Source organism: Bacillus sp. FSL K6-4563 (assembly GCF_038630405.1).
Lineage (GTDB): Bacteria > Bacillota > Bacilli > Bacillales > Bacillaceae > Bacillus > Bacillus pumilus.
Genome location: NZ_CP152030.1, coordinates 1,338,107 through 1,364,533, shown reverse-complemented (window position 1 = coordinate 1,364,533; position 26,427 = coordinate 1,338,107). Strand labels below are relative to the sequence as shown.

Here is a 26,427-nt window from a genome sequence, read left to right as displayed (position 1 = left end):
CTCACACCCCTATATCCTACTTTCATACCTCATTGTATATATCGGCATCATTGATACCGCATTCAATAGTTGTGAGAAAATTTAAATAGAAAAAACAAGCCCAAAAAGGCTTGCTTCAAGTAAAATATTCAATTTTTGCAGACGGAAAGTACTGATCAATATATGATTCTAACGTCTGTCTTAGTTCTTGTTCCTCATCTTTTTGGTAGATATATTTCCCGATTCCATATCTACCCCACTTGTATCTTCTTTTTTCTTCATCTAATTCTAATTTTGATTTCGGATAGTTTTTTTGGATGACACGCTTCGCTGGTTTTGTAAAACGATGCTGGATCATTTCAAAGGTGATATCGTGCCTCACATCTTCAGGAAGGGCTGCATCTAGCTTTTCAAAAAGAACTTTATACCCTTCCTGCCAGCCTTCATGAATGTAAATTGGGGCAATAATAAAGCCAAGAGGATAGCCTGCCTTTGCGACCTTGACAGCCGCTTCAATCCGCTGATCAAGCGGTGATGTTCCAGGTTCGAAATATTTAATGACATAATCCGCATTGATGCTAAAGCGGAATCTTGTCCGGCCATTATGTTTTGCATCAAGTAAATGATCGACATGATGAAATTTTGTCACAAAGCGAAGCTTACCAAGATCAGTCTGGCCAAAGTATTCAATCGCTGTCTTTAGTGTATGTGTCAAATGGTCAATTCCTACAATATCTGACGTACAAGAAGCTTCGAACCTTGTGATATCTGGCGCACGCTCACTCATGTACTGCTCCGCCTGATCTAATATTTCTTCAACATTCACATATGTTCGAATATATGGCTTACTTCCCATTGTTGTTTGCAAATAACAATAATGGCAATGACCCATACAGCCTGTTGCAAATGGGATCGCATACTCCGCAGATGGTTTAGACGTATCAAACTTCAACGTTTTCCTCACACCAATGACAAGCGTTGATTTCGCATTACGATACTTTTGTAAGTCATTTTTACCCGGAATATTTCTTACTTGGTTATGTGAAGTCGTTTCTCTTATTTCAATACCCATCCCCTCGAACTTTTCCTTCAGCTCTCGTCCTAACGGGTACTCTAACGCCCGTGGTTCAATGTACACAAGCTGGGGCACAAAAGGTTTGATCATATTTAGCACATCCTTACCTTATAGGTTTTCATACCGTTACTTTAACCGTGCAGGATGGCTTTTATCCTTTCTAAAATCTCCCTTATTCAAACAAATCTTGATAAAGAGCTTCTGCTTCTTCATATGTTGGAAAGACCGCATCATCTGGAGCCAAGGGATGGTACGTTTCAAGTAAAAATAGGGCAAGCTCCTCTTCGTTGTATGGATGTGAAACAATTTCTGCTTCTTTAATTTGTGCTACGTTTGCTGCATGTGGATTTCGATAAATCACATATACTTGATCACCCGGTTTATAGTCTGAGAAAGGCAATCTGGTCACCTCCATTTTTCTTATAGAATGCCCTTCTCTCTGACGGATATGACCCAATATGATAAAATTCGACAAAAAAACCAGACAGGGTTACTGTCTGGTTTGAATTCACTTAGTTATGTTGAAACGTTTTCTTCACGAAATCAACCACTTCTTCTGTCGTGCTAAGTGATAAAATATGCTCTTTAAATGATGCCGCTTCTTCCTTAGAAAGCTTGCTTAGCTGAGTTCTTGCTGGAAGAATAGATGTTGCACTCATTGAGAATTCATCTAATCCTAATCCAAGAAGAAGAGGAATTGCGATTTCATCTCCTGCCATCTCTCCGCACATGCCAACCCATTTACCTTCTTTATGCGCTGCTTCAATAACAAGCGTAATCAGACGTAAAATCGCTGGATTGTAAGGCTGGTAAAGATAAGACACTCGTTCGTTCATTCGATCAGCAGCCATTGTGTATTGAATTAAGTCATTTGTTCCAATACTGAAGAAATCCACTTCTTTTGCAAATTGGTCTGCAATGACAGCTGTTGATGGAATTTCTACCATTATACCGATTTCAATGGAATCGGATACGTCTGTACCAGCGGCAACCAATGCTTCTTTTTCTTCAAGTAAAATGGCTTTTGCTTCTCTAAATTCTGATAACGTCGCGATCATAGGGAACATGATTTTCAAGTTTCCATATGTACTTGCACGAAGTAAGGCGCGTAGTTGTGTTCTGAAAATCTCCTGTTCTTCGAGGCAAAGGCGGATCGCTCTAAAGCCAAGAAACGGGTTCATTTCTTTTGGAAGCTGCAAGTAAGGGAGTTCTTTATCGCCACCAATATCTAGTGTGCGGACAACCACTGCTTTGCCTTCCATTTTCTCTAAAACAGTTTTATACGCATCGAACTGCTCTTCTTCTGTAGGAAGCTGATCTCTGCCCATGTATAAAAATTCTGTACGGTACAATCCGACTGCTTCGCCGCCATTTTCAAGCACACCTTTTACATCTTCAGGTGTTCCGATATTTGCAGCTAGCTCTACGTGAACGCCGTCTTTTGTGACCGTTGGCTGGTCAACCAGTTTCGCCCATTCCACTTTTTTAGCTAAATAGTCTTCATGCTTTTTTTGATACGCTTTCACTTCATCTTCAGAAGGCTGAATGATGACGTCTCCGCTAATACCATCAACAATGATCAGATCACCATTTTTCACCGTTTTTGTTGCTTCTTTTGTTCCAACAACAGCTGGAATCTCCATTGATCTTGCCATAATCGCTGAGTGAGAAGTACGACCGCCGATATCTGTCGCAAACCCTTTGACGAATTGTCTGTTTAGTTGAGCAGTATCAGAAGGAGTTAAATCTTCAGCAATGATGACCACTTCTTCAGAAATCATGCTTGGATTCGGAATGTCAACGCCTAGCAAATGTCCAATTACACGTTTTGTTACGTCGCGAATATCCGCTGCACGTTCCTTCATGTATTCATTGTCCATTGCTTCGAACATCGTAACAAACATTGTCGCTGTTTCTTTTAAAGCAAATTCAGCATTTACTTTATCAGAGTTGATTTTATCCTTTACTGGGTTTAGCAGCTCTGGATCACTTAACACAAGAAGGTGTGCAGAAAAGATATCTGCTTTGTCTTGGCCAAGCTCTTTTAGCGCATGTTCTTTAATTGCTTCAAGTTCTTGTTTAGAAACATGAATTGCTTCTTCAAAACGCTTCACTTCTGTCTCTGGATCGTTGATGTCTTTTTGGTGAACTGTTAAATCTGGTTCTTCCAGACGATATGCTTTTGCAATCGCAACGCCTGCTGAAGCACCGATTCCTTTCAGTTGTTGCATTATTCGCCTAGGCCTTCACTTTTCATTGTGTCTTTAAGCGCAGCAAGTGCATCATTTTCATCAGAACCAGAAGCAGAGATAGTGATTGTAGCACCTTTCGCAATTCCTAGAGACATTACACCCATAATAGATTTCAGGTTCACTGTTTTACCATTATATTCTAAGTTGATATCAGCATCATATTTACTAGCAGTTTGTACAAGTACTGTTGCAGGACGTGCGTGAATTCCAGAATCTGCAGTTACTTTGAATGTTTGTTGAGCCATTTTTATCAATCTCCTTTTTATACAATTAATACATCCACAATATTATATCATACTGCCGAGCTTGTCATCTAACAAGAACGGCAGTTATGAAAATTATTTTGAAATTTTCATGATGTTTTCTTGACCAGCTTTGATTTCACCGGATTCTTGAAGGTCAATAAATTGTCCTTCACTTAAGTTGGTAAATACAATTGGTGTCATCAAAGATGGTACTTCAGACTTAATTTTATCAATATCAACCTCTAAGAGTTTTTGACCGATCTCTACTTGATCTCCCTCTTGTACAAATGCTTCAAATCCTTCTCCTTTGAGGCTGACCGTATCAATACCGAAGTGGATCAAAATTTCAAGTCCACCATCAGATTGCAGGCCAATTGCGTGTTTCGTTGGGAATACATTTAAGATCTTCCCTTTCACCGGTGAAACCACCGTTCCATCTGTTGGCAAGATGGCGAAACCGTCACCCATCATTTTCCCTGAGAATACTTGATCTGGTACATCTGTAATCGGATGAAGCTCCCCTGTAATTGGTGATGCAAAGATTTCTTCACCTAGTTCGTTTTGAAGCGGTTTTGCAATGACTTCTTCGACCTGCTGGCTGACTTCTTCTTTTGCAGAAGGGTCTTTCGCTGGACGAGGCGTGCGGCCTGCAATGATGTCCTGCATTTGTGTTTTTAAATTATCAGAGCGAGGACCGAAGATGGCCTGGATGTTGTTCCCAACTTCGAGAACTCCTGAAGCACCAAGCTTTTTCAAGCGGTCCTTGTCCACTTTCTTCTGATCATTAACAGTGACACGTAAACGCGTAATACAAGCATCAAGGTGTTTAATGTTTTCTTGGTCACCCATTGCTTCAAGAATTTCATAAGGTAAGTCATTACCCTTTTCAGACTTAGCACTATCTGCACCGTCAGCTGCTTCATCCTCGCGGCCTGGCGTTTTCAGATTAAATTTGCGAATGGCGAATCTAAATCCGAAGTAATAAATAGCAGCAAGTGCGAGACCAACTGGAATCACAAGCCACCAAGCGGTTCTGTTTGGCAAGATACCGAATAAGAAGAAATCGATTAATCCTCCTGAGAAGGTCATACCGATTTTCACGTTTAGAATATCCATTATCATAAAGGATAATCCAGCAAATACACAGTGGATGGCAAATAACACTGGTGCAACAAACAAGAATGAGAATTCAAGCGGTTCAGTAATTCCTGTTAGGAAAGAAGTCAGGGCTGCTGATCCCATAATTCCTGCGACAAGCTTTTTATTCTTTGGTTTTGCTTCATGGTAAATCGCAAGTGCTGCTGCTGGCAGACCAAACATCATGAACGGATATTTCCCTGTCATGAATGTACCAGCTGTCAGCTGAACACCATCTTTGATTTGAGCCATGAAGATACGCTGATCACCACGGATAATATCTCCTGATAAGCTCTTATAGCTAAAGAACTCATACCAGAATGGCGCGTAGAATATGTGGTGCAGACCAAACGGAATTAATGAGCGTTCAATGACACCGAATACAAAGGCAGCCAGCGGCTCATTCGCTGCGAGCAGTCCTGTTGAAAATGAGTTCAGCGCACCTTGGATTGGCGGCCAAATGACTAGCATCAAAAGCCCTAAAATAAGTGCTGAAATAGATGTAACAATTGGAACAAAACGCTTACCGGCAAAGAAGCCAAGATATTGTGGGAGCTCAATTTTGTAAAATTTATTAAACATATAAGCTGCTAATACCCCGACAATAATCCCGCCAAAAACTCCGGTAGATAAGGTCGGTATGCCGAGCATATTAACATATGCTGGGTGGCTTTCCTTAAAGAACTTAGCCAATTTGATTGAATCGGATGGAATGGATCCGTTGGCCATTAATACGGCACTCATCGTTACGTTCATGACAAGATAACCGATAATTGCGGCAATCCCTGCCACACCGTCTCCATTAGCAAGACCGATGGCAACCCCTACAGCAAATAAGAGCGGAAGATTCGAGAAGACAATGTTCCCCGCATTTTCCATGACGCTTGCAACAAGCTGAATTGTATCATTGCTTAAAAATTGAGCCACATCGATCAGCTGCGGATTTTGCATCGCATTCCCAAGTGCTAGTAAAATACCAGCAGCAGGAAGGATCGCAACTGGAAGCATAAGTGCTCGTCCAATTTTTTGCAACACACCAAAAAGTGATTTAAACACTAGTTGAACCTCCTTTTATTTTCGCTTACAACATACAAGCGGGACGCTCCCTGACATACATTTCATAGTTAACCGTTTACATTTCACTTTCAAACACAAAAAAAGGCATGGTGATATAAGGTTGCGCAAATAACAGGATCTTATCCTGTATTTACCTTAAGTCACTCATGCCTGATCGAATCAGTTACACGTTTCAAGGAAACTATGAAATTTTATTTGTCAATCTGTACAGATGAAGGGTTAGGTAGACAGCCTCTGCATCTTGTACAGGCTTTTTCAATGCATGTTGTAATATTTTGATCATTTTCCAAGCAGTATTGTAGCATAAAGGATATTCATTTTTCAATAGATGAAGCAATTTTTCTGGCTCCTCTAAAGATTCTTCCCGTTTAATACGCTCAATCGAAAACGTAATATGGCGCAATAAGCGTAAATAATGAATACTTTCTCTGTCTACTTTCATATGAAATGAATCTTCTATGACTTGGACCATTTGCGTGATGAGCTGCGAATGACGGTTCACCTCAGATAATGGCCGATTCGTTAAAGCTGAGTGAATATGGAGCGCAATAAAGCCAATCTCTCCTTCTGGCAGCTTGGTTTCGACATCAGGACGCTCGTTAATTAGCTCAACGACTTCCTTTGCGACCTCGTATTCTTTCGGATACAACGATTTCGTCTCAAGCATAAAGGGATTGGTGATATCATATCCTTGCTGCACCCGCTTAAAACTAAAGGCAATATGGTCAGTCAGGGCAATATGAATATGCTCATTCAAACGGTGTCCCATTTTTTCTCGTATATGATAAATGACGTCATTGGCAAGCTCGATCATGTTCTCATCAATGTGGTGAAGCAGTTGTTTATATTCTGTTTGTTCCTTTGTATTTTTAAGGACAAACATTTTTTCAAATGTATCTTGATCGAGAACATCACCCGATTTTTTCCCGAAGCCGATTCCTTTCCCAATCAGAACTACTTCGCCCAAAGAAGGGTGTCTTGCAATGATGACATTATTATTTAACGCTTTATCAACGGTGAAGGATTCCATGAACATCCCCACCTCCTTCTTATTCAATCCCTCTTATCGTACAAAACAGATGAAACGTGCGTCAACGATTGTTTTTGAAAACGGTGGTTGATCGCTCGATCAGGCGGAATGGCAGCATTCTTTTCTCTGGCACCTCTCCCTTTATGGCCCGATCGAACAAGTCAAACGCTTCCTGACCCATTCGTTTCAGCGGAATATCAATGCTGGAAATCCCCAAAGCCTCACTTAATTGGTTATATTGAAAGCTCAGTATGGCTGGAAATTCTCCTACTTTTATGTCATGACGCTGTGCCTCTAATAAAAAGCCTACAGAGACATCGTCATTTGTAATGAATAATGCCGTAGGGCGATTTTTCATTTCCTTCCATTCTGTAAACAATCGTTTCCCATCAAGAAGTGATAGCTTCCCTTCAATGATCCACTCTTCATCAATGGCCTGCCCGAGCGATTTCATCATGTCTTGATAAGCCTGAAGGCGCGACTCGCTATTCGCTCCTTCTGTTCTGGCGAGAACAATCGCAATTCGTTGATGGCCGCATGCTGCCAAATGATGCAGGCCTTCCTTAAATGCTTGATCATGTGCAATTGACACTGTTGAGCATGTATCATGCGGCGTGGGATGACAAAATATAATCGGCCCAGATTCCTGCCACTTTAAAATATGCCCATCACTTAACGCATTTGAACAAAATATTAAACCATCCACACGACGTTCTTTTAAACTCATTAACGCTTCTTTTTCTTTTAATGGATCATACCCCGTTTGAAATAAAGCAAAATGCATACCGCGCGCCTGTGCTTTTTCTGCAATACTTGTGACAAGACTGCTGAAATAAGAGTGTTCAATCGTCGGGAGAACGATGCCAAGCATATTTGAATAGCCCATTGCTAAATGGACAGCTTGAATGTTTCTCGTATATTTGAGCTCTTTCATCGCATGTAGAACACGTTCTCGTTTTTCCTCTTTGACATAAGGATGATCATTCAACACACGTGATACAGTTGTCACAGATACGCCCGCCCTTTTCGCAATCTCCCTTATGTTTGCCATTTTTTCTCCTACTTTCTCTTGCTATGGTAAGCGTTTCATACTTTAAGATGTATGTGAGCTGAACAAATCACTGGATGGAAAGGGGAATTCAAGATGGGTTTCATCATATGGATTATATTATGTATGACTGTTTTGTTTTCTGCTCGTTTTGCACTACATCCTTTAGGAAAAGAACATAAAATCAAACCGTTTGAATCAATTGATGATTTTTTTGTTGATAAGGATCGAAAAGAGTGACAAAAAATCACGATGACACTTCCAAGACTTGGACGTTCATCGTGATTTTCTTATTACTTGATGATCGTCAGCTCTTTCGGATAATTGGTTAAAGTGATTGGACCGTCTGCTGTGATCAATACATCATCTTCAATTCTGACGCCGCCGACTCCTGGGACGTAGACCCCCGGTTCGATCGTATACACCATGCCTTCTTGGAGAATATCATCATTTGCCTGGCTCATCGAAGGAAACTCATGAACAGACACCCCTAGACCATGCCCAAGGCGGTGAGGGAAATAGTCTCCATATCCAGCTTCTGTGATCAGCCCGCGTGCTTTTAAGTCCAGGTCCCCAATTCTCACACCCGGCTTACTCATTTCAAGTGCTGCCATTTCTGCGTTCAGGACGGTTTGATAGATGTCCTTTTGCTGATCAGAAGCTTCCTGATAGATGAATGTTCTTGTAATGTCTGAGCAGTACCCATCAACAATAACTCCAAGGTCAAATAACACAAAGTCGCCTTTTTTTAAGGCTGCCTGTCCTGGATTTCCGTGAGGCTCTCCTGATTTTTCGCCAAAGAGAACCATCGTCGAAAAGGACATGCCTTGAATACCTTTTTTCTTTAGCTCATATTCAATGACAGCGAGCACTTCTGTTTCGGTGACACCTTCTTTTAAGGCGTTCACCCCAATTTTTACCCCTTCATCTGCTAATTGAGCTGCTTTTTTCAGTGTAGCAATTTCAGATTCATCTTTAATCAGCCTTAGCTGATCGAGCTCTTCTTCTGCTCGGACAAAAGTTTCTGCCCCAGTGGCAGCTTGGAGCTGTTCTGCTCTTTGAAGCGGAATCGACTCTTTTTCAATTGCAAGTCGAGTTGCTCTTACACCGCGTTTTTCTACTGCTGACTGAATGTAATCAAATGGATTCTCATGGTCTTCGTAACCAATGATATCGCCTGACCATCCAGCATTTTTCGCCTGTTCGACTTCCATTTTAGGCAAAATAAAAAATGGATCTGCCTCTTGAAACACAAACAGCCCCATTACTCTTTCATGCGGCTCTGTGAAGTATCCAGATAGATAAAACACATTTTCCTTTGTATGTATAAATGCACCTTGAATGTCTTTTTCCTTTAGCCAAGAAGACAAACTCTTCATTCGGTTCATCGTGATCCTCCTCACACGTTTTACTACTGATCTATTGTATCAGTTTTTGCTTTATTTCGCACAAAAGCGCACTGGCAAAAGCCAAGTGCGCTATGATGATTTGCTTAAGATGCACGAAGCAGACGCAATCCATTTAAAATGACCAAAATCGTACTTCCTTCATGCCCGATGACGCCAAAAGGCAAATCAAGCACTTGTAAGAAATTCGCACAAATTAACAAACAAATCACCGTTAATGAGAAAATAATATTTTGCTTAATAATTCGATTCATGTTTCTTGAAAGACGGATCATTTTTGTTAAGTTATTTAAATTGTTTTTCATTAAGATCAAATCTGCTGTTTCTAAGGCTACGTCTGTGCCTCCGCCCATCGCAACCCCGACATCTGCTGTGGCGAGTGCCGGTGCATCATTGATTCCGTCGCCTACCATGATGATCGAGTTCCCTTGTTTTTTAAATTGATTGACCTCATGGACCTTTTCATCTGGCAGACACTCAGCAACAACCGTTTGGATGCCGGCTTCCTGCGCAATGGCTTCAGCTGTTTTTTGCTGATCTCCTGTCAGCATGACGGTTTGGATGCCTAAATCATTCAGCTCTTGAATCATTTTCTTCGCTTCAGGTCTAATTTGATCCTTAAGGCCAAGGCATCCAACGACTTCTTGCTCCTTCTGAACATACACCACTGTATATCCTTTTTCAGAAAGATGCTCTCCTGCCTCTTCAATCTCGCGGTCCATTGAAGCCTTGCCAGCAAAGTCTTTCTTCCCAATCCGCCACGTTTCTCCATTCAATTGTGCCTTTACACCAAAACCAGAGGTTTCTTCAATGGTGACATGAGCTGATCTTTCTATTTGTTGCTCTTGTGCCATATCAGAGATCGCTTTCGCTAATGGATGGTTTGATTGACTTTCAATTTGATAAAGCGCCTGATAAAAGGCCGCTTCCTCTTGTCCTTTAGCGATCACCACCTGCTCCACAGCTGGCTTTCCGCTTGTAATCGTTCCCGTTTTGTCAAAAGCAATCATGCTGCTTGTGCCTAGCTTTTCTAAAAAGACGCTCCCTTTGACGAGCATTCCGTTTCTTGCGCCGTTTGAGATCAGTGACAAAGCAGCTGGCATAATGGATGCAACAAGCGCACAAGGTGATGCAACAACCATAAACACCATGGCCCGGTAGAAGGTTTCACTCATACTCCAGCCTAGTACAAAATGAGGCAGAACCATTAAAATCGCAACGGTGATCAGTACACCTTTTACATACACACCTTCGAATTTTTCAATAAAAGCCTGGCTTGGTGACACACTTTCTTGTGCGGATTCGACAAGTTTAATAATTTTATGGAAAAGCGTTTCTTCATTATGTTTTGTCACTTCTACTGTTAAGGAACCATTTAAGTTCACTGTTCCCGCAAACACATCTTCGCCTTGCCCTTTTTCCTGGGGCACAGACTCGCCCGTAAGCGCAGATTCATCCACACTTGTTCTGCCGCTTAGAATCACACCATCTGCTGCAATACGTTCCCCAGCTTTGATCATGATACGGTCACCTGGTGTTAATGATGAAGCAGCGACTTGAATGGTCGTGCCATCTTCTTCAATAAAAGTCGCTTCATCTGGTGCGATGCTCATTAAAGCTGTTAAATCCTTCTTGCTTTTATTTGAAGTATACGTTTCAAGCGCACCACTTAATGAGAAAATAAAAATTAAGATCGCGCCCTCTGCCCAATATCCAATGATTGCTGAGCCTATAGCTGCGAAAATCATTAAAAGTTCAACATTCAAGCTTTTAGACGAAATGGTTTCTTCAATTCCTTCCTTCGCCTTTGCAAAACCTCCAATAATAAACGCAAGGATAAATAAAGGAATACTCCACATGCTCTCATCCTTTAACATCCATCCAACCAAAATGAGAATCCCCGAGATACCTGCTGCTATTAATTCTCCGTGCTGTGCCCATTGATGAAGGGACCATTTCGATTCCTTTTGATTTGTTGTTTGATAAAGTGCTGTATTCTCATTCATGATTGTTTTCTCCTCTCTAATTGATAATGATTTTCACATCATCAATTGTTGCCCGTTTCCTTTTTTCATCTATATTTACTGCTATTTCAAGCTTTTTATAGGTCTGTTATTCATTATAACAGGTTCTGACCGATTTTCAATTAATAATTATTATAATTTCTTTTTGATAATAATTATCATTATTGATGTAGACCCTTTCATCTCTTCTGAGCACAGTTTATTCAGATAAAAAGCAATTGAACACAAAAAAAGAACCAAAGGAATGATCCTTGGTTCTTGAAATAATGTTTCGTTCTAAAAATCCGTCCACTCCTTGATATGTTTTTTCGTCAGTGGACCTACATGATTTTTCACAATTTCCCCTTTTTCATTTATCAAAAAGCTGGTTGGAATGGTGATGATTTGGTATTTCTTCATCATTTCCCCTCGCTCATCTAGTATGACCGGGAATGTAAACTTTCTGTCTTTCACAAATTGGGCAACCGCATGTTTACTTTGTTCTGCCCCTAGTAAATTCACCGTTAAGATATCAACATCACTCTGATTTTCTTTCACGAGCTGGTCAAATACAGGCAGCTCCATTTTGCAGGACGGGCACCATGTTGTCCAAAAATGCAAAATGGTCTTTTTTCCTTTCGCCGGAATCATCTGCGTTTCACCAGTTAATGCAGGAGCCTCTATCTTTGGCGCCATAACGGGCTCTTTCGCTTCAGCCTCGCTGCCTAAGAGTAATAGAAGCAAGGTCATAATAAGAAGACAGGCGGGTAGATATTTACGATTCATCAGGATCTTCCTTCCCAGTTTTCTTATAGCTTGCCCGCTCGACGAAGAGGACATTCATGCTTTTTTCACTCTAAGAAACATGGAAACGCCGAGCTCCTTACAAATCGTCGCATAATGCAGTGCAGTCAACAGAAGCATGCCCGTATTCATCCCTAATATAACCCCCATCATATTTAAGCTTTCAATTGATCCGAGAAAATACACCATTGAAAACGAGACGACATGCACCCATATATTATGTAGGAACACATCTTTAATGAGCCCCATACCGATTAAGCACGCTTGAAATGGCATCACAAACAGGTGGCATAAAAAGTACGGCCAAAGCAGCTGTAAGTAGACAGCAGCTTGCGGTGAATCAAAAAAGAGCTGTGTGAGCGGATAAGCAAAATAATACATCACCATCACTGCCGGTACCCCGTACCCAAACGTAATGATTATTGCCTGCCTGACACGTTTTTTCACAAGGGCATACTGACCTAAAGCATAGGCTTCAGATACACTCGGAATCATCACAATCATGATGGAATGAGCGATAAATGCAGGGAAAAAACCGATCGACATCGCGACACCAGCCAGCATGCCGTAATGATCAACAGCAAGTGTGCCAGAGGTGCCTGCAGCAATAAGGGCACCTTTGATTAAAAACGGTTCTATCGCATTTGCGATCGCATGAAAAATCCGCATGCCCGTTGTTGGAATGGAGACAGCTAATAGGCGCTTTCTCACGTCAATTCCTCTTAATTCAACAGACCTGACATTGACAGCATTTTTCGCCATGACGTATTGGGAGTATAAATAAATAAAGACGACAAGATCACTCGCGACAATGACACCGATGGCAATGAGTACCGCTGTTTCAATATCAAACGAATACCAATGGAAGAACAAAAACAGGCAGATAAGCTGGATCGTTTTCTTCAGCATATTGGCAAGAGCGATCCTGCCCATTTGCTGCTTTCCCATAAAATAGCCGCGTGCAATCGAGGTAAACGCAATAATTGGAATAAGAGACAGCACAAGCCCTTTCATGAGCGGATGATACGACTGAAACACTGGAATGAACGGCAGGACAATCGCAGCGATCCCCGTTGTTGTACATGTCACCACAAGCGTCATTTTAAACGCATGGCGGAGCATACTTTTATGGAGCCGCTCATGCGATTCTGCAATGAATTTAGAAATGGAGACTGGCAGCTCTAAGCTGGCAATCACGAGGACCAGCATGATGATTGGAAGGATACTCATATATAGACCCATTCCATGTTCTCCAAGCTCTCTCGCTAAAATCATATTGACTAAAAACTCTATACACTCCGCAATGAAAGCTGCGACAGATAGCAGAATGACCCCTTTTACAAATCGATTCATGTAGCCTCCCCTTTATCTAAAGCAAATTCTTTTCACATTCTATGAGACAAGTCCTGAAAATATTTTGATAAATGAAGACAAAAAAAAGAGCGATCTGATTGATCGCTTCATTTCTTTATACAGCAAATACATGACGACCGATACGTTCTACAATTTTGCGAGAACGAATCCAGTTATCTGTTGCCGTTTTGGGATTATAAAAATAAATGGCCTTTGTTGTTCTGTCATGTTCTTTCACTACTTGCTTCACAGCTTTAACAGAATCTTGATCTGCTTTATCATGAATACTTCCATTCGATACTGGCTGGAAAGCATTTCGCTGATAAATAACACCTTTGACACTGTCAGGAAAAGAGCGATGCTCCACCCTGTTTAAGACGACGCTGGCCACAGCTTTTTTACCTGCGTAAGATTCACCTTTCGCTTCAGCATGTACCAATCGTGAGAGCAGTTCCATTTCCTCATTAGAATAGCGTTTGGCGCTTTCCTCGTTCGTCGTTTCTGATTTTACTCTTTTCTTTTGCTTCGGTTTTGAAGACATTTTTTCTGAAGACGTACTTAGCATTTTGACTTTCGGCTGACGCTTCTCCTCTGAAAATGCTGGGATGACTTGATCGTGTTCATCTTGATCTATATATGAAAGCTCATGCTTAACAGGTGCTTGTGAAAGTTCGTGACTTAATGTGCCTTGCTGCTCTTGTATGTTGTCCATCTTCATGGCTGCGATTAGCATAAGGATGACAAAAAGAGCGGTATGAATTTTCATCATTCGCCTCATTCCTCCTTTAATTAAAGTAGGCGGTAAGATACTTGTCCACTCTAACAAGAGCTCCTTCTATTTTCACGCACAAAGATTTGCATGCCTAACCAAATTCCGTCATTAAATGGCATGTCCTAGTTGAATTGCGTATCAACTGGAATTGTTAGCGCTTAAAAAGACCCCTTTTCCGCCTATAATCATCCTTATGCTCCTGATTATGGGTTATTACATTTTCTTTTCAGATGTATCAAGCTCGTTTGAAGTGTGACAAAAGAACTAAAATAAAAAAGCTTTCTCTCATTCATGAGAAAAAGCTTTAGCTTCTTGCTTCTGTAAGATATTCAAAAATAACATCTCCACCATGTTTCGCAATCCCGCGAAAATACTTAAAATCATCTTGATTCACCAAGATCGAACGAAACGTTAAAAAATCATCTTTCTGAATGGTCACTTGCTTTTCTGTCCCATTTCGTAACGATTCAAGTATTGTGAGCATTTGTTCTTCCGTCAAATAAACCGCTCCTTTACAGCCATCATCAAATATTAAATATATCATCCGTTAGGAAAGCATACAACGAAAACGAAACAAAAACGTCTTTATCCTTTACATTGGTATGAAAATATTGCAAAATACTTTTTAATAGGGAATGAAATCTGTTTTTAAAGGAGAGGGATCGGTTGAAGATTGCAAAAATTGGAAATGTGATCGAATTTAGAAATGGTTTAACAGGTGTAGTTGAAAAAGTGAATGAAAACTCTGTCATTGTGGATGTCACCATTATGGACAACTATAGAGATTTAGAACTGGATTCACTAACAGTCGTTAATCATAAAAACTATAAAATCATCAAAGACTCCGCACATTAATTTGCAATCCTCAATTCAGACTATCGATACATACGTAAATACGAAGCAAAGCTGTTCATTTATTTGTTGAAAAGGTGAATAGTATTTCAGACAACTTTCTATTTTTATAAAGTGATGAGATGCAGTATTAGCTCTAGACAGGAGAAACTAAAATGCAAAATTCAAATGATATCATTGTGCGTTTTGGGAATATGGAAGACGCTGAAACTACTTTAGACATACAGTCATCAGTGATTGCTGAATCAGATTATTTACTTACAACGCCTGAAGAAAACAAAAAAACCCTTTTAGAACACAAGGCTTGGATACAAAAAAGAATAGAGAACGAAAACGAAACGTACATAGTTGCTCAAAAAGACGGAAAAGTCATTGGGTTTATAGCATTTGAAAATGGATCAAATAGAAAAAGAACTGCCCACGCAGGTTCATTTGGTTTGATGGTTCATAAGAGCTTTAGAGGTTTAGGCGTAGGGGAAATGTTGCTAACAGCGTTATTAAATTGGGCAGAAATGAATCCTTCGATCGAAAAGGTTAGTTTAGCCGTATTCTCTACAAATCAAAAGGCCATTTCTTTGTACAAAAAGATGGGATTCAGAGAAGAAGGTCGTAAAATAAAAGAATTTAAAATAAGTGAACATGAATACTGGGACGATGTTTTAATGTATAAACTTGTTTAATACCATAAAAATAGATGCAGAAATAAGGACATAACATAAATTGATTCATCAATTTGTTATGTCCTTTTCTTATTATTTTACCTGTACTAGTGTCAGTCTTTTTGCGTATGAAAGGTTTGCATTTCCGCTTTCGTTTTGTACATGTCAACCTCCTCTGGGGTGATAACGCCTTTATCGATTAAAAGTGCAATCACTCCAAGCAATGTGGAGGCACTCCATTTATATCGTTCTTTGTTTTGATGTTCGAGCATTTGAAGCTCTTCTTTTAGTTCCATCAGCAGCTTCTCTGTCTTTTCTTCTTTGTTTGCCAACTCAAACGCCTCCGTTATTCGTTCATTGCCTCTATTTTATCTTAAAGCAAATAAGATAAGCAAAAAACACAATTTATCTTTACAAACATACGTTCTGTCATGTATAATAAATTTACGAGCTGGTAGCCCCCAGCCGTCCTAGCAAGTTCTATTCCCATTTTATGAGGAGAGCGACATGACTCTTCTCTTTTTTTATCACTTCAATCTAATTCATCCCATTCAAACCCATAAAAAAAGACATGTCATTAGGCATGTCTTTTCCTTTATTAGCGATTATCAATCGTTTCAGGATACATATCATGATTCATCATGCGATATGAAGCCATTTCTTCATATTTGGTACCAGGTTTTCCGTAGTTCGTGTACGGGTCAATTGAAATACCGCCTCTTGGTGTAAATTTGCCCCATACTTCAATGTATCTTGGGTCCATCAATTCAATGAGATCGTTCATAATAATATTCATACAATCCTCATGGAAATCACCATGGTTACGGAAACTGAACAAATACAATTTTAATGATTTACTTTCAACCATGATTTCATTTGGGATATAGCTGATATAAACTGTCGCAAAGTCCGGCTGACCTGTTTGCGGACAAAGTGACGTAAATTCTGGGCAGTTAAATTTCACAAAATAATCTCTATTTGTATGTTTATTCGGAAATGTTTCAAGCACTTGTGGTGCATAATCAAACAAATAATTGGTTCCTTGATTTCCTAGTAAAGTGACACCTTCTAATTCTTCTGGTTTTCTTGTCGTCATGTCGTCTCTTCCTTTCTATACGCCTCGTTTATTGCCCCATAATAATGTGTGCAGCTGCGGCAGCACTCTTACGCGATTTAAGTCTGGGTCTTGCGCTACTTGATCGACAAGCGCTTCATACTTCTTTAATAAGTGCGTCAATAAGTACGCATCATCACCTGTTGTCGTGTCATCATTTCCTACCTGCAAATAAAAAGGAAGCTCTGGATATTTCGCATGAACATCCTTTGCATAGGCTAGATCATGATCGTCAAAAATCACGACTTTCAGGCTTGCATGCTGTAATCTATTTCCGTTTTTCAGCTCATCTATAATACGTGTGAGTTTCGTAAAATCTGTTTTCATATTAGAGCTTGGCGGCTTCGGAGAAATGGTTAAATCATCAATTTTCAAAAACCAGTCCTGATACATTGTCCCTTGTGTTTCAAGCGCTGTATCAATTCCTTCTTCGTGTAGCAAATCAATAAGTGATTCCATTTGTTTTAAAAGCGCAGGGTTTCCCCCTGAAATGGTGACATGAGAAAAAGCCTGTCCGCCTATTCTTTTTAATTCCTTGACAATGTCCTCTGCGTGAAGCCACTGAATGTCATGCTTTGCTGAGCCATCCCATGTAAAGGAGGAATCACACCAGCTGCATGAGTAGTCACAGCCAGCTGTTCTGACAAACATGGTTTTTTGTCCAATGACCATCCCTTCTCCTTGAATGGTCGGACCAAAAATTTCTAATACAGGAATTGCTTTAGCCATTGTGTTCAACTCGTTTCGGCCGGTAAATGCAGTAGCTTGTTGGTGTCTCCCTAACAAAGACCTGAACACATACTGGTTTATTTGCTAAAGTCGATAAATATGCTGCGACTTTGTCATGGACTGTCTTTGCCACAACCTCTGTAGTAGGCATCGCGTATGGATCAGTTGATGAGAATTCCTCATGATCATTGAGTAGCGTGTGATCATACTGTCCATGAATAAGTTTTTTCAGTGTACTAAAATTGACAAGGAAACCCGATTCATCTAGGTCATCTCCAGCAATGGTTATATTGATGGTGTACGTGTGACCATGTACACGGCTGCAAGCACCTGCATCCTCTCTTGGGATGAAATGGGCAGCTGATATATGCATATCCTTGTTCAATTCAAATGAGTATGGATGATTCGTTTGTGGATAGATTTGAGAAAGCATTTATTTTGCCTCCTTCATTTCCATATAAGTGTCATAGCCCTTTTTCCGAAGCTTACACGCAGGACATTCCCCGCAGCCATCAGACATGATGCCATTATAGCAAGTGAGCGTTTCATTTTTCACAAAATCTAATGCATTCAGCTCGTCTGCTAGCTTCCATGTTTCTGCTTTATTGAGCCACATGAGTGGTGTATGGATGACAAATGGTTTTTCCATCGCCAAATTCACTGTGACATTACAAGACTTTACAAACTCGTCACGGCAATCTGGATAGCCGCTAAAGTCTGTTTCACATACACCTGTGATAATATGTCTTGCACCGATCTGATACGCAAGAATAGAAGCGAAGGATAAGAACACTAAGTTTCTTCCTGGTACAAATGTGGAAGGCAGCTCTCCTTCTTTTTCCTCAATGTCAATGTCATCTCTTGTTAAAGCATTTGGTGCCAGCTGATTCAAAAGAGACATATCTAATAGATGGTTCTTCACACCTAACTTGTCAGCAATTCTTTTGGCGACATCAATTTCTTCTTGATGACGCTGATTATAATGAAAGGTCACGGTTTCTACCTCTTCGAATTGTTGAAGTGCCCATAATAAACATGTCGTACTGTCTTGTCCCCCGCTAAAGACAACGACTGCTTTTTCATTTTTCATCTTCTGTTCTCCTCCTTTTGCAGATCTATACACTCGTACAAAGCTGCATCTGAAAGGCTCATGAAAACCCCTATTTTTCTCAAAAGAAAAGACACCTTTACATGTGTACGAGGTGTCCCAGCCATAAAAAATAAAAAATGCCACATCCAAGGATACGGCAAGTCCTTAGTTTTTTATAGAGGGTTTTGCTAGAACCTCTCCCGTTTACACGGATTTTTGTTCAATTTTCACAGAGGATAGTGTACCACATATTTTCCATGCAGGCTATCCTTTCTTTACTTATCATGTGATGCAGGCACTTTTTTTAGAAAAAGAAAGAGGATAAAAAAGATGCTCACATAGCCAAAAATAGGATAAACTGTTGATATCAATGTACCGTAACCAATTTTACTAATCACATAGCAGCATAAGAGAATAAGGGATATTGTCAAGACACTGTTCATTCGTATATACGCCCTCACTTGTCTCTCAAGTCCATATAAATTGCCTATGACGGATGTAAAGACTTCGCCGAAGATCACAAATAAATAAATGAGGTGAATGGAATTTGCTACTTGATACACGACCTGAGCCATTGGAATATCAAACGCCTCCAGCATATCTAATGAAGAAAGAGATAAAAAGCATACAAATAAAATAATTGTCAGCATGACGCCCCCAAGCACAGCTCCCTTTTTAATCACCGCTTCAGAGGTCATTTCATTTGCGACGGGCACTAACACTGCTTGAGAAAGTGCCAAATTAAAAGCACCATATGAGATAGCTGATAAAATCCACTCTCCCGCACCCATTTGCAGCGCAAGAACATAACTTTCACTACTGCTAAAAACGAATGAATCAAGAAACACGATCAATGAAAAGAAAATAAGCATTGGGACGACGAGAACATTGACACCAAATAATCCTTTTGATCCTTTCAAAAGCACAATCACGCTCAGAATGATCGTCAAAAAGATCCCATATTCCTTCGATATGCCAAGTTGCTCTTCAAATATAGCACCTGCGCCAGAAATCATCACTGAAGTGACGCCTAATAAAATAAAAAACATGACGACATTAATATACCTGCTTGCAGCTGCGCCAAATAGAAAACCGTTCATATCTTGATAAGACTCTGCTTCAATTCGTTTAGAAATGAGCATCATTTTTGCCCCAAGTCCAGTAAAAACAGCGCCGCTAATCAAGATTCCGAATAATCCAATCCAGCCAAAACGAACAAAAAATTCTACGATTTCTTTTCCTGTCGCAAACCCAGCTCCAACCACTGTTCCTACATATACAAAGGCAAGCTGAAAAGCGGATTCATTTGAACGTTTCATGTGACCCCTCCGCACCCATCACTTTCGATTGTCTTTTTTTATCCTATGAGACAAGTTCCTTGAAAAGAAGGACAAACCATGATTAAATGCAAAAAAGGATTTTCACCCGCCTTTGAGCAAAACAGTTGAAAGTCAAAATAGGTCAGAGTATACTATAGTCAAAGATGGTCAAACAACAGACCATTTTCTTTAACATTCATTGGTCAAATAAAGTCAAACTTTTATCATAAGGAGGTCATGGCAAATGCGTTGTCAACATTGTCAAGTAAATGAAGCAACTATTCGCCTGAATATGCAAGTGAATTCATCCCGGAGCCAAATGGTTTTATGTGAAGACTGCTACACCTCTTTGATGGAGCAATCAAAAATGAAAATGGGACCTCAATTGTTCGGAGGAAGCTCATTCTTCTCTGGGCAAGAGCAAGCAGGACATACGCAAAACGTAGAGCAGCCAAAGCAAAAAGGCTTACTTGATGAACTTGGCCGCAATTTAACAGATGGCGCAAATGCTGGTTTAATTGATCCAGTCATCGGCCGTGATGAAGAAGTCGCAAGAGTCATTGAGATTTTAAATAGAAGAAATAAAAACAATCCTGTCCTCATTGGTGAACCAGGTGTTGGGAAAACAGCGATCGCTGAAGGACTTGCATTGAAAATTGCAAGTGGCGATGTACCAAATAAATTAAAGAACAAACAAATCTATTTATTAGATGTCTCCTCCCTTGTAGCGAATACAGGGATACGTGGTCAATTTGAGGAAAGAATGAAGCAGTTAATCAAAGAACTGCAAAGCCGTAAAAATATTATCTTATTTGTAGATGAAATCCATCTTCTTGTAGGCGCTGGATCTGCCGAAGGGTCAATGGATGCTGGAAACATCTTAAAACCAGCTCTTGCACGAGGCGAGCTCCAGCTAGTAGGTGCGACGACATTAAAAGAATATCGTCAAATTGAAAAAGATGCCGCACTTGAACGACGCTTCCAGCCCGTCATTGTAGATGAGCCAACACAAGCTGAAGCGATCGAAATTTTAAAAGGCATTCAAGATAAGTACGAAAGCTACCATGGCGTCACCTATTCAGACGAAGCCATTCAAGCGTGTGTTCAATTATCTTCCCGGTATATTCAAGACCGTCATCTACCGGATAAAGCCATTGATTTAATGGATGAAGCAGGTTCAAAAGCGAACCTCTCCATTGATGCAGCAAGTGAAGATGAACTAACAAATCGTCTGAGAGAAATTGCTACTGAAAAACAAGCCGCTTTAAAAGAAGAACAATACGAAAAAGCAGCGAAGCTTCGAGATGAAGAAGAGGCCATTGAAGCTAGACTTCAAAACAAAACAAATGACAAAGAACATGTCGTCACAGCAGAAGACATTCAAGCCATTGTGGAACAAAAAACAGGCATCCCTGTCGGCAAACTGCAAGCAGACGAACAAACCAAAATGAAAGAAATTGACGTCCGCTTAAAAGCACGAGTGATCGGTCAGGAACATGCGGTTGAAAAGGTAGCGAAAGCTGTGAAGAGAAGCAGAGCCGGCTTAAAATCGAAACATAGACCAACTGGCTCCTTCCTATTCGTTGGACCAACAGGTGTCGGGAAAACCGAATTATCAAAAACACTAGCTGAAGAATTATTTGGTTCGAGAGATGCGATCATCCGTTTAGATATGAGTGAGTACATGGAGAAACACTCAGTATCTAAGCTCATCGGTTCTCCTCCTGGTTATGTTGGACATGATGAAGCGGGTCAACTGACGGAAAAAGTACGCAGAAAACCATACAGCATCATTTTGCTGGATGAAATCGAAAAAGCACACCCTGATGTGCAGCACATGTTCCTTCAAATCATGGAAGATGGCCGATTAACAGATAGCCAAGGTAGAACCGTCAGCTTTAAAGATACGGTCATTATCATGACAAGTAACGCAGGCAGCACAGATAAAACGGTCAAAGTCGGCTTCCAGTCTGATCAGGAAGAAGCAATTGAGGAGCAATCACTCATTGATTCACTCAGCGCCTATTTCAAGCCAGAATTCTTGAACCGTTTTGACAGCATCATTCAGTTTGATTCATTAGATCGAGATGATTTAGTGAAGATTGTGGATCTTTTGCTCAATGAGCTATCAGAACAATTAAAAGAGCAAAATTTAACAGTCCATGTGACAAAAGAAGCGAAAGAAAAAATTGCAGAACTTGGATACCATCCTGCATTTGGTGCTCGTCCACTGCGAAGAACCATTCAAGAGCATGTTGAAGATCAAATGACGGAAATATTGCTTGAAGAAGAACAGCTTTCAGGATTTACTGTAGAAGTTGAAGATAACGAAATTGTTGTAAAAAAAGGATAAGTACATCTTAAGAAGGATCTATAACTCCATCATGTTGCGGTGTCTAAGTTCCATCCGCACGCCGACGCTCCCCCGCCTCTATTCCTTTAAGATAAAAGAAAAAGAGGTGGATCACATGATGAATTGGAGCTATGATCTTGTCAAAATCATGTATGAGGAAAAATTAAAAGAGCTGCTTTTAATTGAAACCGCTCAAAGAAATTAAAAAGAAACTCCCTTTATATCAGAGGGAGTTTCTTTTTTAAGGTAATAGAAAGCGCTTTCGTCAAAAATTCTTCACAGAAACTGCCTTAATTTGATATTCAGACTAAAACCCTTCTAGAAGACACCGATATTAACTATAGAAAAAGATAGTTAAAGGATTTGGTGAGATAATGGACAAAACATCGTTAATAGGTATTATTTTAGCATTTATTGCACTGAGTGTCGGTATGGTTCTGAAAGGTGTAAGTCTAACCGCTCTTATCAACCCAGCGGCTATATTGATCATTGTGGTTGGGACGATTGCAGCTGTTGTCATCGCATTCCCATCTAGTGAAATTAAGAAAACACCAAAATTGTTCGGCAAAATTTTCAAAGACAACAAGCTACCAACGATTCAAGAAATGATCCCTCTTTTTTCAAACTGGGCACAAATTGCGCGTCGTGAAGGTCTTTTAGCATTAGAAGCTAGCATTGAGGAAGTAGATGACGATTTCCTCAAGAACGGCTTAAGCATGGCGGTTGACGGTCAAAGTGCAGAATTTATTCGCGACGTCTTAACAGAGGAAGTTGACGCCATGTCTGAAAGACATCAGTCAGGCGCATTAATCTTTACACAAGCCGGTACATACGCTCCGACGCTTGGTGTACTTGGCGCCGTTGTCGGACTTATTGCTGCACTTGCTAACATGGGAGATATTGAAGCACTTGGACATGCAATCAGTGCAGCCTTCGTTGCCACACTGCTTGGGATTTTTACTGGGTATGTGTTATGGCATCCATTTGCCAACAAGCTAAAGCGTAAATCAAAGGAAGAAGTAAAACTTCGTCTAATTATGATCGAAGGGATCCTTTCTGTTCTTGAAGGTCAATCTCCAAAAGTGATTGAACAAAAACTTCTCATGTACTTACCAGCGAAAGAACGTGCAAATCTTGTCATTGAAGAAGGAGAAAAACAAAATGGCTAGGAAACGTAAAAAACATGATCACGATGACCATGTAGATGAATCTTGGCTGATCCCTTATGCCGATCTTCTGACGCTTCTACTCGCTCTCTTCATTGTGCTTTTTGCATCAAGTTCGATTGATGCGGCAAAGTATGAACAGATGGCCAAGTCTTTTAATGTCGTCTTTACGGGCGGTACAGGTGTCATGGATCAAACCAGCATGCAAAGCACTGAAGAAACTGAAAATAGCAACCAGACCAAAAAAGCAGCTGAAGAGGATGAAGAAGCTCAAGCGAAAGCTCGAGATCATGCCGTTCTCACAAAGGTCAAAAAGCAAGTGGATTCCTTCATTGCCAATAAGAAACTTGGAGCTAAGCTCGAAACAAAGCTCACGGACGAAGGTTTGCTCATTACGATAGAAGACAGTATCTTCTTTGATTCTGGCCGGGCGATTATTCGCCCTCAAGATGTCCCGTTAGCAAAGGAAATCTCAAAACTACTCGTCATTAACCCCGCTCGTGACATCGTCATTAGCGGACATACTGATAATGTTCCGATCAGAAATTCAGAATTTGAATCCAACTGGTATTTAAGTGCCATACGTGCTGTAAACTTTTTAAGTATTCTTCTTGAGAACAGCAATTTAAACCAAGAAAACTTTAGTACAAAAGGTTTCGGTGAATTCAAGCCAATCGCTTCAAATGACACAGCAGAAGGCAGAAGTAAAAACCGACGCGTAGAAGTACTTATTTTACCGATTGAGAAAAAAGCAAAATAAAAAAGGGAGCTCTCGGCTTCCTTTTTTATTTATTCTTTATGATCATATAAATGTTTTGCACGCAGTCCCACATGTTTAAGCATGTCAATGCAGGCATCCTTCTCTTCTTCGCTCAGGACACTGATCATCTCATGAATTTCTTTCGCATGATCTGGGAAGATATCATCAAGCAAAGCTCGTCCCTGCTCGGTAATATGCGCAAATGTGACCCTGCGGTCTTCTGCACAGGCCTTACGACTGAGGAGTTCTTTCTTCTCCAATTTATCGACCACATACGTGATACTGCCGCTTGCAAGTAAAATCTTATCACCGATTTGCTGAAGCGGCTGATCCCCTTTATGATACAGCAATTCTAATACTGCAAATTCAGTCGGATTCAGCCCGTGCTTCACAATATGTTTGTTCATGTGATGATTAATTGAGCGATAGGCACGTGATAATACAATAAATAATTTCAAAGATTTTTCAACATTATGATTTTCCATTTTTTATCATCCTTTATGAAATACAACCCACTAATGTGACATTAATAAACAATAAGTAAAATGTCAACATCTTGATCTATCTTTAGCATGAAAATGAGACCAGAACGAATCACCTAATTTTTTAAAAATCACACAAGTCATCGTAATAAACATAGGTTCAATGCTATAATAAGTCTATTAGGTAATACGTTGGAGCGATGAATGATGAGTATACTGAAAGGGTTTTGGAAGAAGATCAGGCTGTACCTTATTTTGGTCATGATTCCAACCCTAATCATTAGTTATTTTATCTATGAAAAAGAAACGGAAAAAATCGACTTAAAAAACAAACAAACTGCTACACTTATGTTAAATATTCACAAAAACCAAATGAATTATTTAATTAGTGAAACAGAAGCGAGATTAACTTCACTTGCCATGGGATTTGACCAGCCTCTTGAGACGAAAAAAGTAAAAAACATCCTAGAGAAAATCTATAAACAAGAACCTCGTTTTTCAGGTCTGTATCTCCTAGACAAAAAAGGAAATGTAACAGTAAGCACCACACCATTAAAGGAAAAAATCAACCTATCATTCAGAGATTACTTTAAGCGCATTCAAGTGACCAAGCAGACGGTGATCACAGATAACTATGTTAGCCGAATTACAAAACAGCGGATTCTTTCCATTTGCGTGCCTGTGCTGGATGAAAACGAAGAAGTCACCAATGTGCTAGTCGCCGCCATTCAAATTGATTATTTAAGAAATATTATGAATGTATTGAACCCTGATCTTCATTTTAAGATGCTGAATCAAAATGGACATGTCGTGTTTACAAGTGGTCCACAGCCAGCATCAGAAAATGGCAGCACCGTGTCTACATATTTAGATGAAAACAGCTGGAAGCTAGAGGTCTATCCGCAGCGCGCTTCTACAGGTGAAGTGCTGTCTGTTATGCTGATCCCTTTATCCAGTGCTTTTATTTTATTAAATATTTTATTCACACTTGTTCAATATGTCATTTTAAGGCGTCAAACCCAGCAGGAGCGTCACCAAAATGAAGCGCAAAAGCTTGAATTAATCGGAACCCTCGCAGCAAGTACGGCACACGAAATTCGCAACCCATTAACAGGGATTAGTGGATTTATACAGCTTTTGCAAAAGAAGTATCACTCTGAAGAAGATCAGCTCTATTTTTCTGTCATTGAAGAAGAAATTAAACGAATCAATCAAATCGTCAGTGAGTTTCTTGTATTAGGGAAACCAACGGCAGAAAAATGGCAGAATAACTCTGTCAAAGAAATTGTCAGTGAGATCATGCCGATCGTTTTCTCTGAGGCGAACCTTTATAATGTTGAGGTTGATTTGCAAATTAATACGATTCAAGATGTTGGGGTATATTGCACAAAGGATCACATTAAACAAGTCGTATTAAATGTAGCGAAGAACTCGTTAGAAGCGATGCCAAATGGCGGTCATTTGAAGATTTTAATTGAGGCTGAAAAAGAACATGTCATTATTAAAGTGAAAGATACGGGTGAAGGCATACAAGAAGAAATGTTAAAACATATCTTCCTCCCTTTTATTACGTCGAAGGAAAAAGGGACAGGTCTTGGGCTTGTTGTGTGTAAACGAATCATTTCGATGTATGGCGGAACAATTGATATCGAGAGCGAAGTGAATAAAGGAACAACCGTCATGATCATGCTTCCTTCTGCTCACTCAGCATAGCTGAAACAT

Annotated in this window: 27 protein-coding genes and 1 riboswitch; of the genes, 7 read left to right on the top strand and 20 right to left on the bottom strand. The window is 40.1% G+C overall.

The features are described 5' to 3' along the window. Positions 1-115: 115 nt before the first annotated feature. The 7 genes from splB to MHH54_RS06710 all read right to left on the bottom strand — a co-directional run bounded on the left by splB (position 116) and on the right by MHH54_RS06710 (position 7,846). The gene (splB, locus tag MHH54_RS06740) at positions 116-1,144 is read right to left on the bottom strand and encodes a spore photoproduct lyase (protein ID WP_003210815.1); all 1,029 of its coding nucleotides are present in this window, start codon (positions 1,142-1,144) and stop codon (positions 116-118) included. An 82-nt stretch (positions 1,145-1,226) separates the two neighbouring features. Next, complete coding sequence (locus tag MHH54_RS06735) at positions 1,227-1,469, bottom strand: transcriptional regulator SplA domain-containing protein (RefSeq protein ID WP_044331928.1); 243 nt, start codon at positions 1,467-1,469, stop codon at positions 1,227-1,229. 97 nt (positions 1,470-1,566) lie between these two features. Beyond that, positions 1,567-3,285 carry a phosphoenolpyruvate--protein phosphotransferase gene (ptsP, locus tag MHH54_RS06730; protein WP_003211258.1) on the bottom strand — a complete coding sequence of 573 codons (1,719 nt, stop codon included), beginning with the start codon at positions 3,283-3,285 and terminating at the stop codon, positions 1,567-1,569. After that, positions 3,285-3,551: a phosphocarrier protein HPr gene (locus MHH54_RS06725; protein WP_003211078.1), complete on the bottom strand. Its 267-nt coding sequence runs from the start codon at positions 3,549-3,551 to the stop codon at positions 3,285-3,287. The genes ptsP and MHH54_RS06725 overlap by 1 nt, the downstream gene beginning before the upstream one ends. A gap of 93 nt (positions 3,552-3,644) precedes the next feature. Next, positions 3,645-5,744: a glucose-specific PTS transporter subunit IIBC gene (gene ptsG, locus MHH54_RS06720; protein ID WP_106067350.1), complete on the bottom strand. Its 2,100-nt coding sequence runs from the start codon at positions 5,742-5,744 to the stop codon at positions 3,645-3,647. 202 nt (positions 5,745-5,946) lie between these two features. Beyond that, positions 5,947-6,801 carry a transcription antiterminator gene (locus MHH54_RS06715; protein ID WP_003212366.1) on the bottom strand — a complete coding sequence of 285 codons (855 nt, stop codon included), beginning with the start codon at positions 6,799-6,801 and terminating at the stop codon, positions 5,947-5,949. 55 nt (positions 6,802-6,856) lie between these two features. Further along, positions 6,857-7,846 carry a LacI family DNA-binding transcriptional regulator gene (locus MHH54_RS06710; protein WP_342500810.1) on the bottom strand — a complete coding sequence of 330 codons (990 nt, stop codon included), beginning with the start codon at positions 7,844-7,846 and terminating at the stop codon, positions 6,857-6,859. Between the two features lie 93 nt (positions 7,847-7,939). Between MHH54_RS06710 and MHH54_RS06705 the strand changes: the two genes are divergently transcribed. Further along, the gene (locus MHH54_RS06705; protein WP_003211556.1) at positions 7,940-8,083 is read left to right on the top strand and encodes a hypothetical protein; all 144 of its coding nucleotides are present in this window, start codon (positions 7,940-7,942) and stop codon (positions 8,081-8,083) included. Between the two features lie 53 nt (positions 8,084-8,136). On the opposite strand, the gene MHH54_RS06700 is transcribed toward MHH54_RS06705, so the two are convergent. From MHH54_RS06700 to MHH54_RS06675, 6 genes are all read right to left on the bottom strand, one after another. Beyond that, positions 8,137-9,231, bottom strand: a complete 1,095-nt coding sequence (locus tag MHH54_RS06700; RefSeq protein ID WP_342500809.1) for a Xaa-Pro peptidase family protein — start codon at positions 9,229-9,231, stop codon at positions 8,137-8,139. A 104-nt stretch (positions 9,232-9,335) separates the two neighbouring features. Next, the gene (locus tag MHH54_RS06695) at positions 9,336-11,255 is read right to left on the bottom strand and encodes a heavy metal translocating P-type ATPase (RefSeq protein ID WP_342500808.1); all 1,920 of its coding nucleotides are present in this window, start codon (positions 11,253-11,255) and stop codon (positions 9,336-9,338) included. 294 nt (positions 11,256-11,549) lie between these two features. After that, positions 11,550-12,038: an endospore biogenesis thiol-disulfide oxidoreductase StoA gene (stoA, locus tag MHH54_RS06690; protein ID WP_342500807.1), complete on the bottom strand. Its 489-nt coding sequence runs from the start codon at positions 12,036-12,038 to the stop codon at positions 11,550-11,552. Between the two features lie 54 nt (positions 12,039-12,092). Then, positions 12,093-13,409 (bottom strand): polysaccharide biosynthesis protein, encoded by a 1,317-nt coding sequence (locus tag MHH54_RS06685; protein ID WP_342500806.1) that lies wholly within the window; start codon positions 13,407-13,409, stop codon positions 12,093-12,095. A 115-nt stretch (positions 13,410-13,524) separates the two neighbouring features. After that, on the bottom strand, positions 13,525-14,178 hold the full coding sequence (locus MHH54_RS06680) for a cell wall hydrolase (RefSeq protein ID WP_003211234.1): 654 nt from the start codon (positions 14,176-14,178) through the stop codon (positions 13,525-13,527). Between the two features lie 307 nt (positions 14,179-14,485). Then, positions 14,486-14,680 carry a hypothetical protein gene (locus MHH54_RS06675; RefSeq protein WP_003212409.1) on the bottom strand — a complete coding sequence of 65 codons (195 nt, stop codon included), beginning with the start codon at positions 14,678-14,680 and terminating at the stop codon, positions 14,486-14,488. A 167-nt stretch (positions 14,681-14,847) separates the two neighbouring features. Here MHH54_RS06675 and MHH54_RS06670 point away from each other — a divergent pair, with 167 nt between their 5' ends. Next, complete coding sequence (locus MHH54_RS06670) at positions 14,848-15,036, top strand: DUF2187 family protein (protein ID WP_034324932.1); 189 nt, start codon at positions 14,848-14,850, stop codon at positions 15,034-15,036. Positions 15,037-15,188: 152 nt separating this feature from the next. After that, the gene (locus MHH54_RS06665) at positions 15,189-15,713 is read left to right on the top strand and encodes a GNAT family N-acetyltransferase (protein WP_003211151.1); all 525 of its coding nucleotides are present in this window, start codon (positions 15,189-15,191) and stop codon (positions 15,711-15,713) included. A gap of 92 nt (positions 15,714-15,805) precedes the next feature. On the opposite strand, the gene MHH54_RS06660 is transcribed toward MHH54_RS06665, so the two are convergent. The 6 genes from MHH54_RS06660 to MHH54_RS06635 form a co-directional block, all read right to left on the bottom strand. Next, positions 15,806-16,024, bottom strand: a complete 219-nt coding sequence (locus MHH54_RS06660) for a hypothetical protein (protein WP_044139792.1) — start codon at positions 16,022-16,024, stop codon at positions 15,806-15,808. Between the two features lie 266 nt (positions 16,025-16,290). Then, a complete protein-coding gene (gene queF, locus MHH54_RS06655) occupies positions 16,291-16,788 on the bottom strand; it encodes a preQ(1) synthase (protein ID WP_003211403.1) in 498 nt (165 codons plus the stop codon). Between the two features lie 15 nt (positions 16,789-16,803). Further along, on the bottom strand, positions 16,804-17,535 hold the full coding sequence (gene queE / locus MHH54_RS06650) for a 7-carboxy-7-deazaguanine synthase QueE (protein ID WP_065097161.1): 732 nt from the start codon (positions 17,533-17,535) through the stop codon (positions 16,804-16,806). After that, positions 17,528-17,968 (bottom strand): 6-carboxytetrahydropterin synthase QueD, encoded by a 441-nt coding sequence (gene queD / locus MHH54_RS06645; RefSeq protein WP_003211826.1) that lies wholly within the window; start codon positions 17,966-17,968, stop codon positions 17,528-17,530. Before queD ends, queE begins: the two co-directional genes overlap by 8 nt. Further along, positions 17,969-18,625: a 7-cyano-7-deazaguanine synthase QueC gene (gene queC / locus MHH54_RS06640; RefSeq protein WP_003211973.1), complete on the bottom strand. Its 657-nt coding sequence runs from the start codon at positions 18,623-18,625 to the stop codon at positions 17,969-17,971. 159 nt (positions 18,626-18,784) lie between these two features. Then, positions 18,785-18,829: riboswitch (PreQ1 riboswitch) on the bottom strand. A 71-nt stretch (positions 18,830-18,900) separates the two neighbouring features. Continuing rightward, positions 18,901-19,944 (bottom strand): hypothetical protein, encoded by a 1,044-nt coding sequence (locus MHH54_RS06635; protein ID WP_003211932.1) that lies wholly within the window; start codon positions 19,942-19,944, stop codon positions 18,901-18,903. A 244-nt stretch (positions 19,945-20,188) separates the two neighbouring features. Between MHH54_RS06635 and MHH54_RS06630 the strand changes: the two genes are divergently transcribed. The 3 genes from MHH54_RS06630 to motB all read left to right on the top strand — a co-directional run bounded on the left by MHH54_RS06630 (position 20,189) and on the right by motB (position 24,223). Next, a complete protein-coding gene (locus MHH54_RS06630; RefSeq protein WP_034619951.1) occupies positions 20,189-22,297 on the top strand; it encodes an ATP-dependent Clp protease ATP-binding subunit in 2,109 nt (702 codons plus the stop codon). Between the two features lie 374 nt (positions 22,298-22,671). After that, positions 22,672-23,466 carry a flagellar motor stator protein MotA gene (motA, locus tag MHH54_RS06625; protein WP_003212085.1) on the top strand — a complete coding sequence of 265 codons (795 nt, stop codon included), beginning with the start codon at positions 22,672-22,674 and terminating at the stop codon, positions 23,464-23,466. Beyond that, positions 23,459-24,223, top strand: a complete 765-nt coding sequence (motB, locus tag MHH54_RS06620; RefSeq protein WP_003211671.1) for a flagellar motor protein MotB — start codon at positions 23,459-23,461, stop codon at positions 24,221-24,223. The genes motA and motB overlap by 8 nt, the downstream gene beginning before the upstream one ends. Positions 24,224-24,252: 29 nt before the next feature. Here the strand turns inward: motB and MHH54_RS06615 are convergent, their stop codons facing one another. Further along, a complete protein-coding gene (locus MHH54_RS06615) occupies positions 24,253-24,708 on the bottom strand; it encodes a MarR family transcriptional regulator (protein WP_003211701.1) in 456 nt (151 codons plus the stop codon). A 204-nt stretch (positions 24,709-24,912) separates the two neighbouring features. Between MHH54_RS06615 and MHH54_RS06610 the strand changes: the two genes are divergently transcribed. Continuing rightward, on the top strand, positions 24,913-26,418 hold the full coding sequence (locus MHH54_RS06610) for an ATP-binding protein (RefSeq protein WP_034619953.1): 1,506 nt from the start codon (positions 24,913-24,915) through the stop codon (positions 26,416-26,418). The last annotated feature ends 9 nt before the right edge of the window (positions 26,419-26,427 follow it).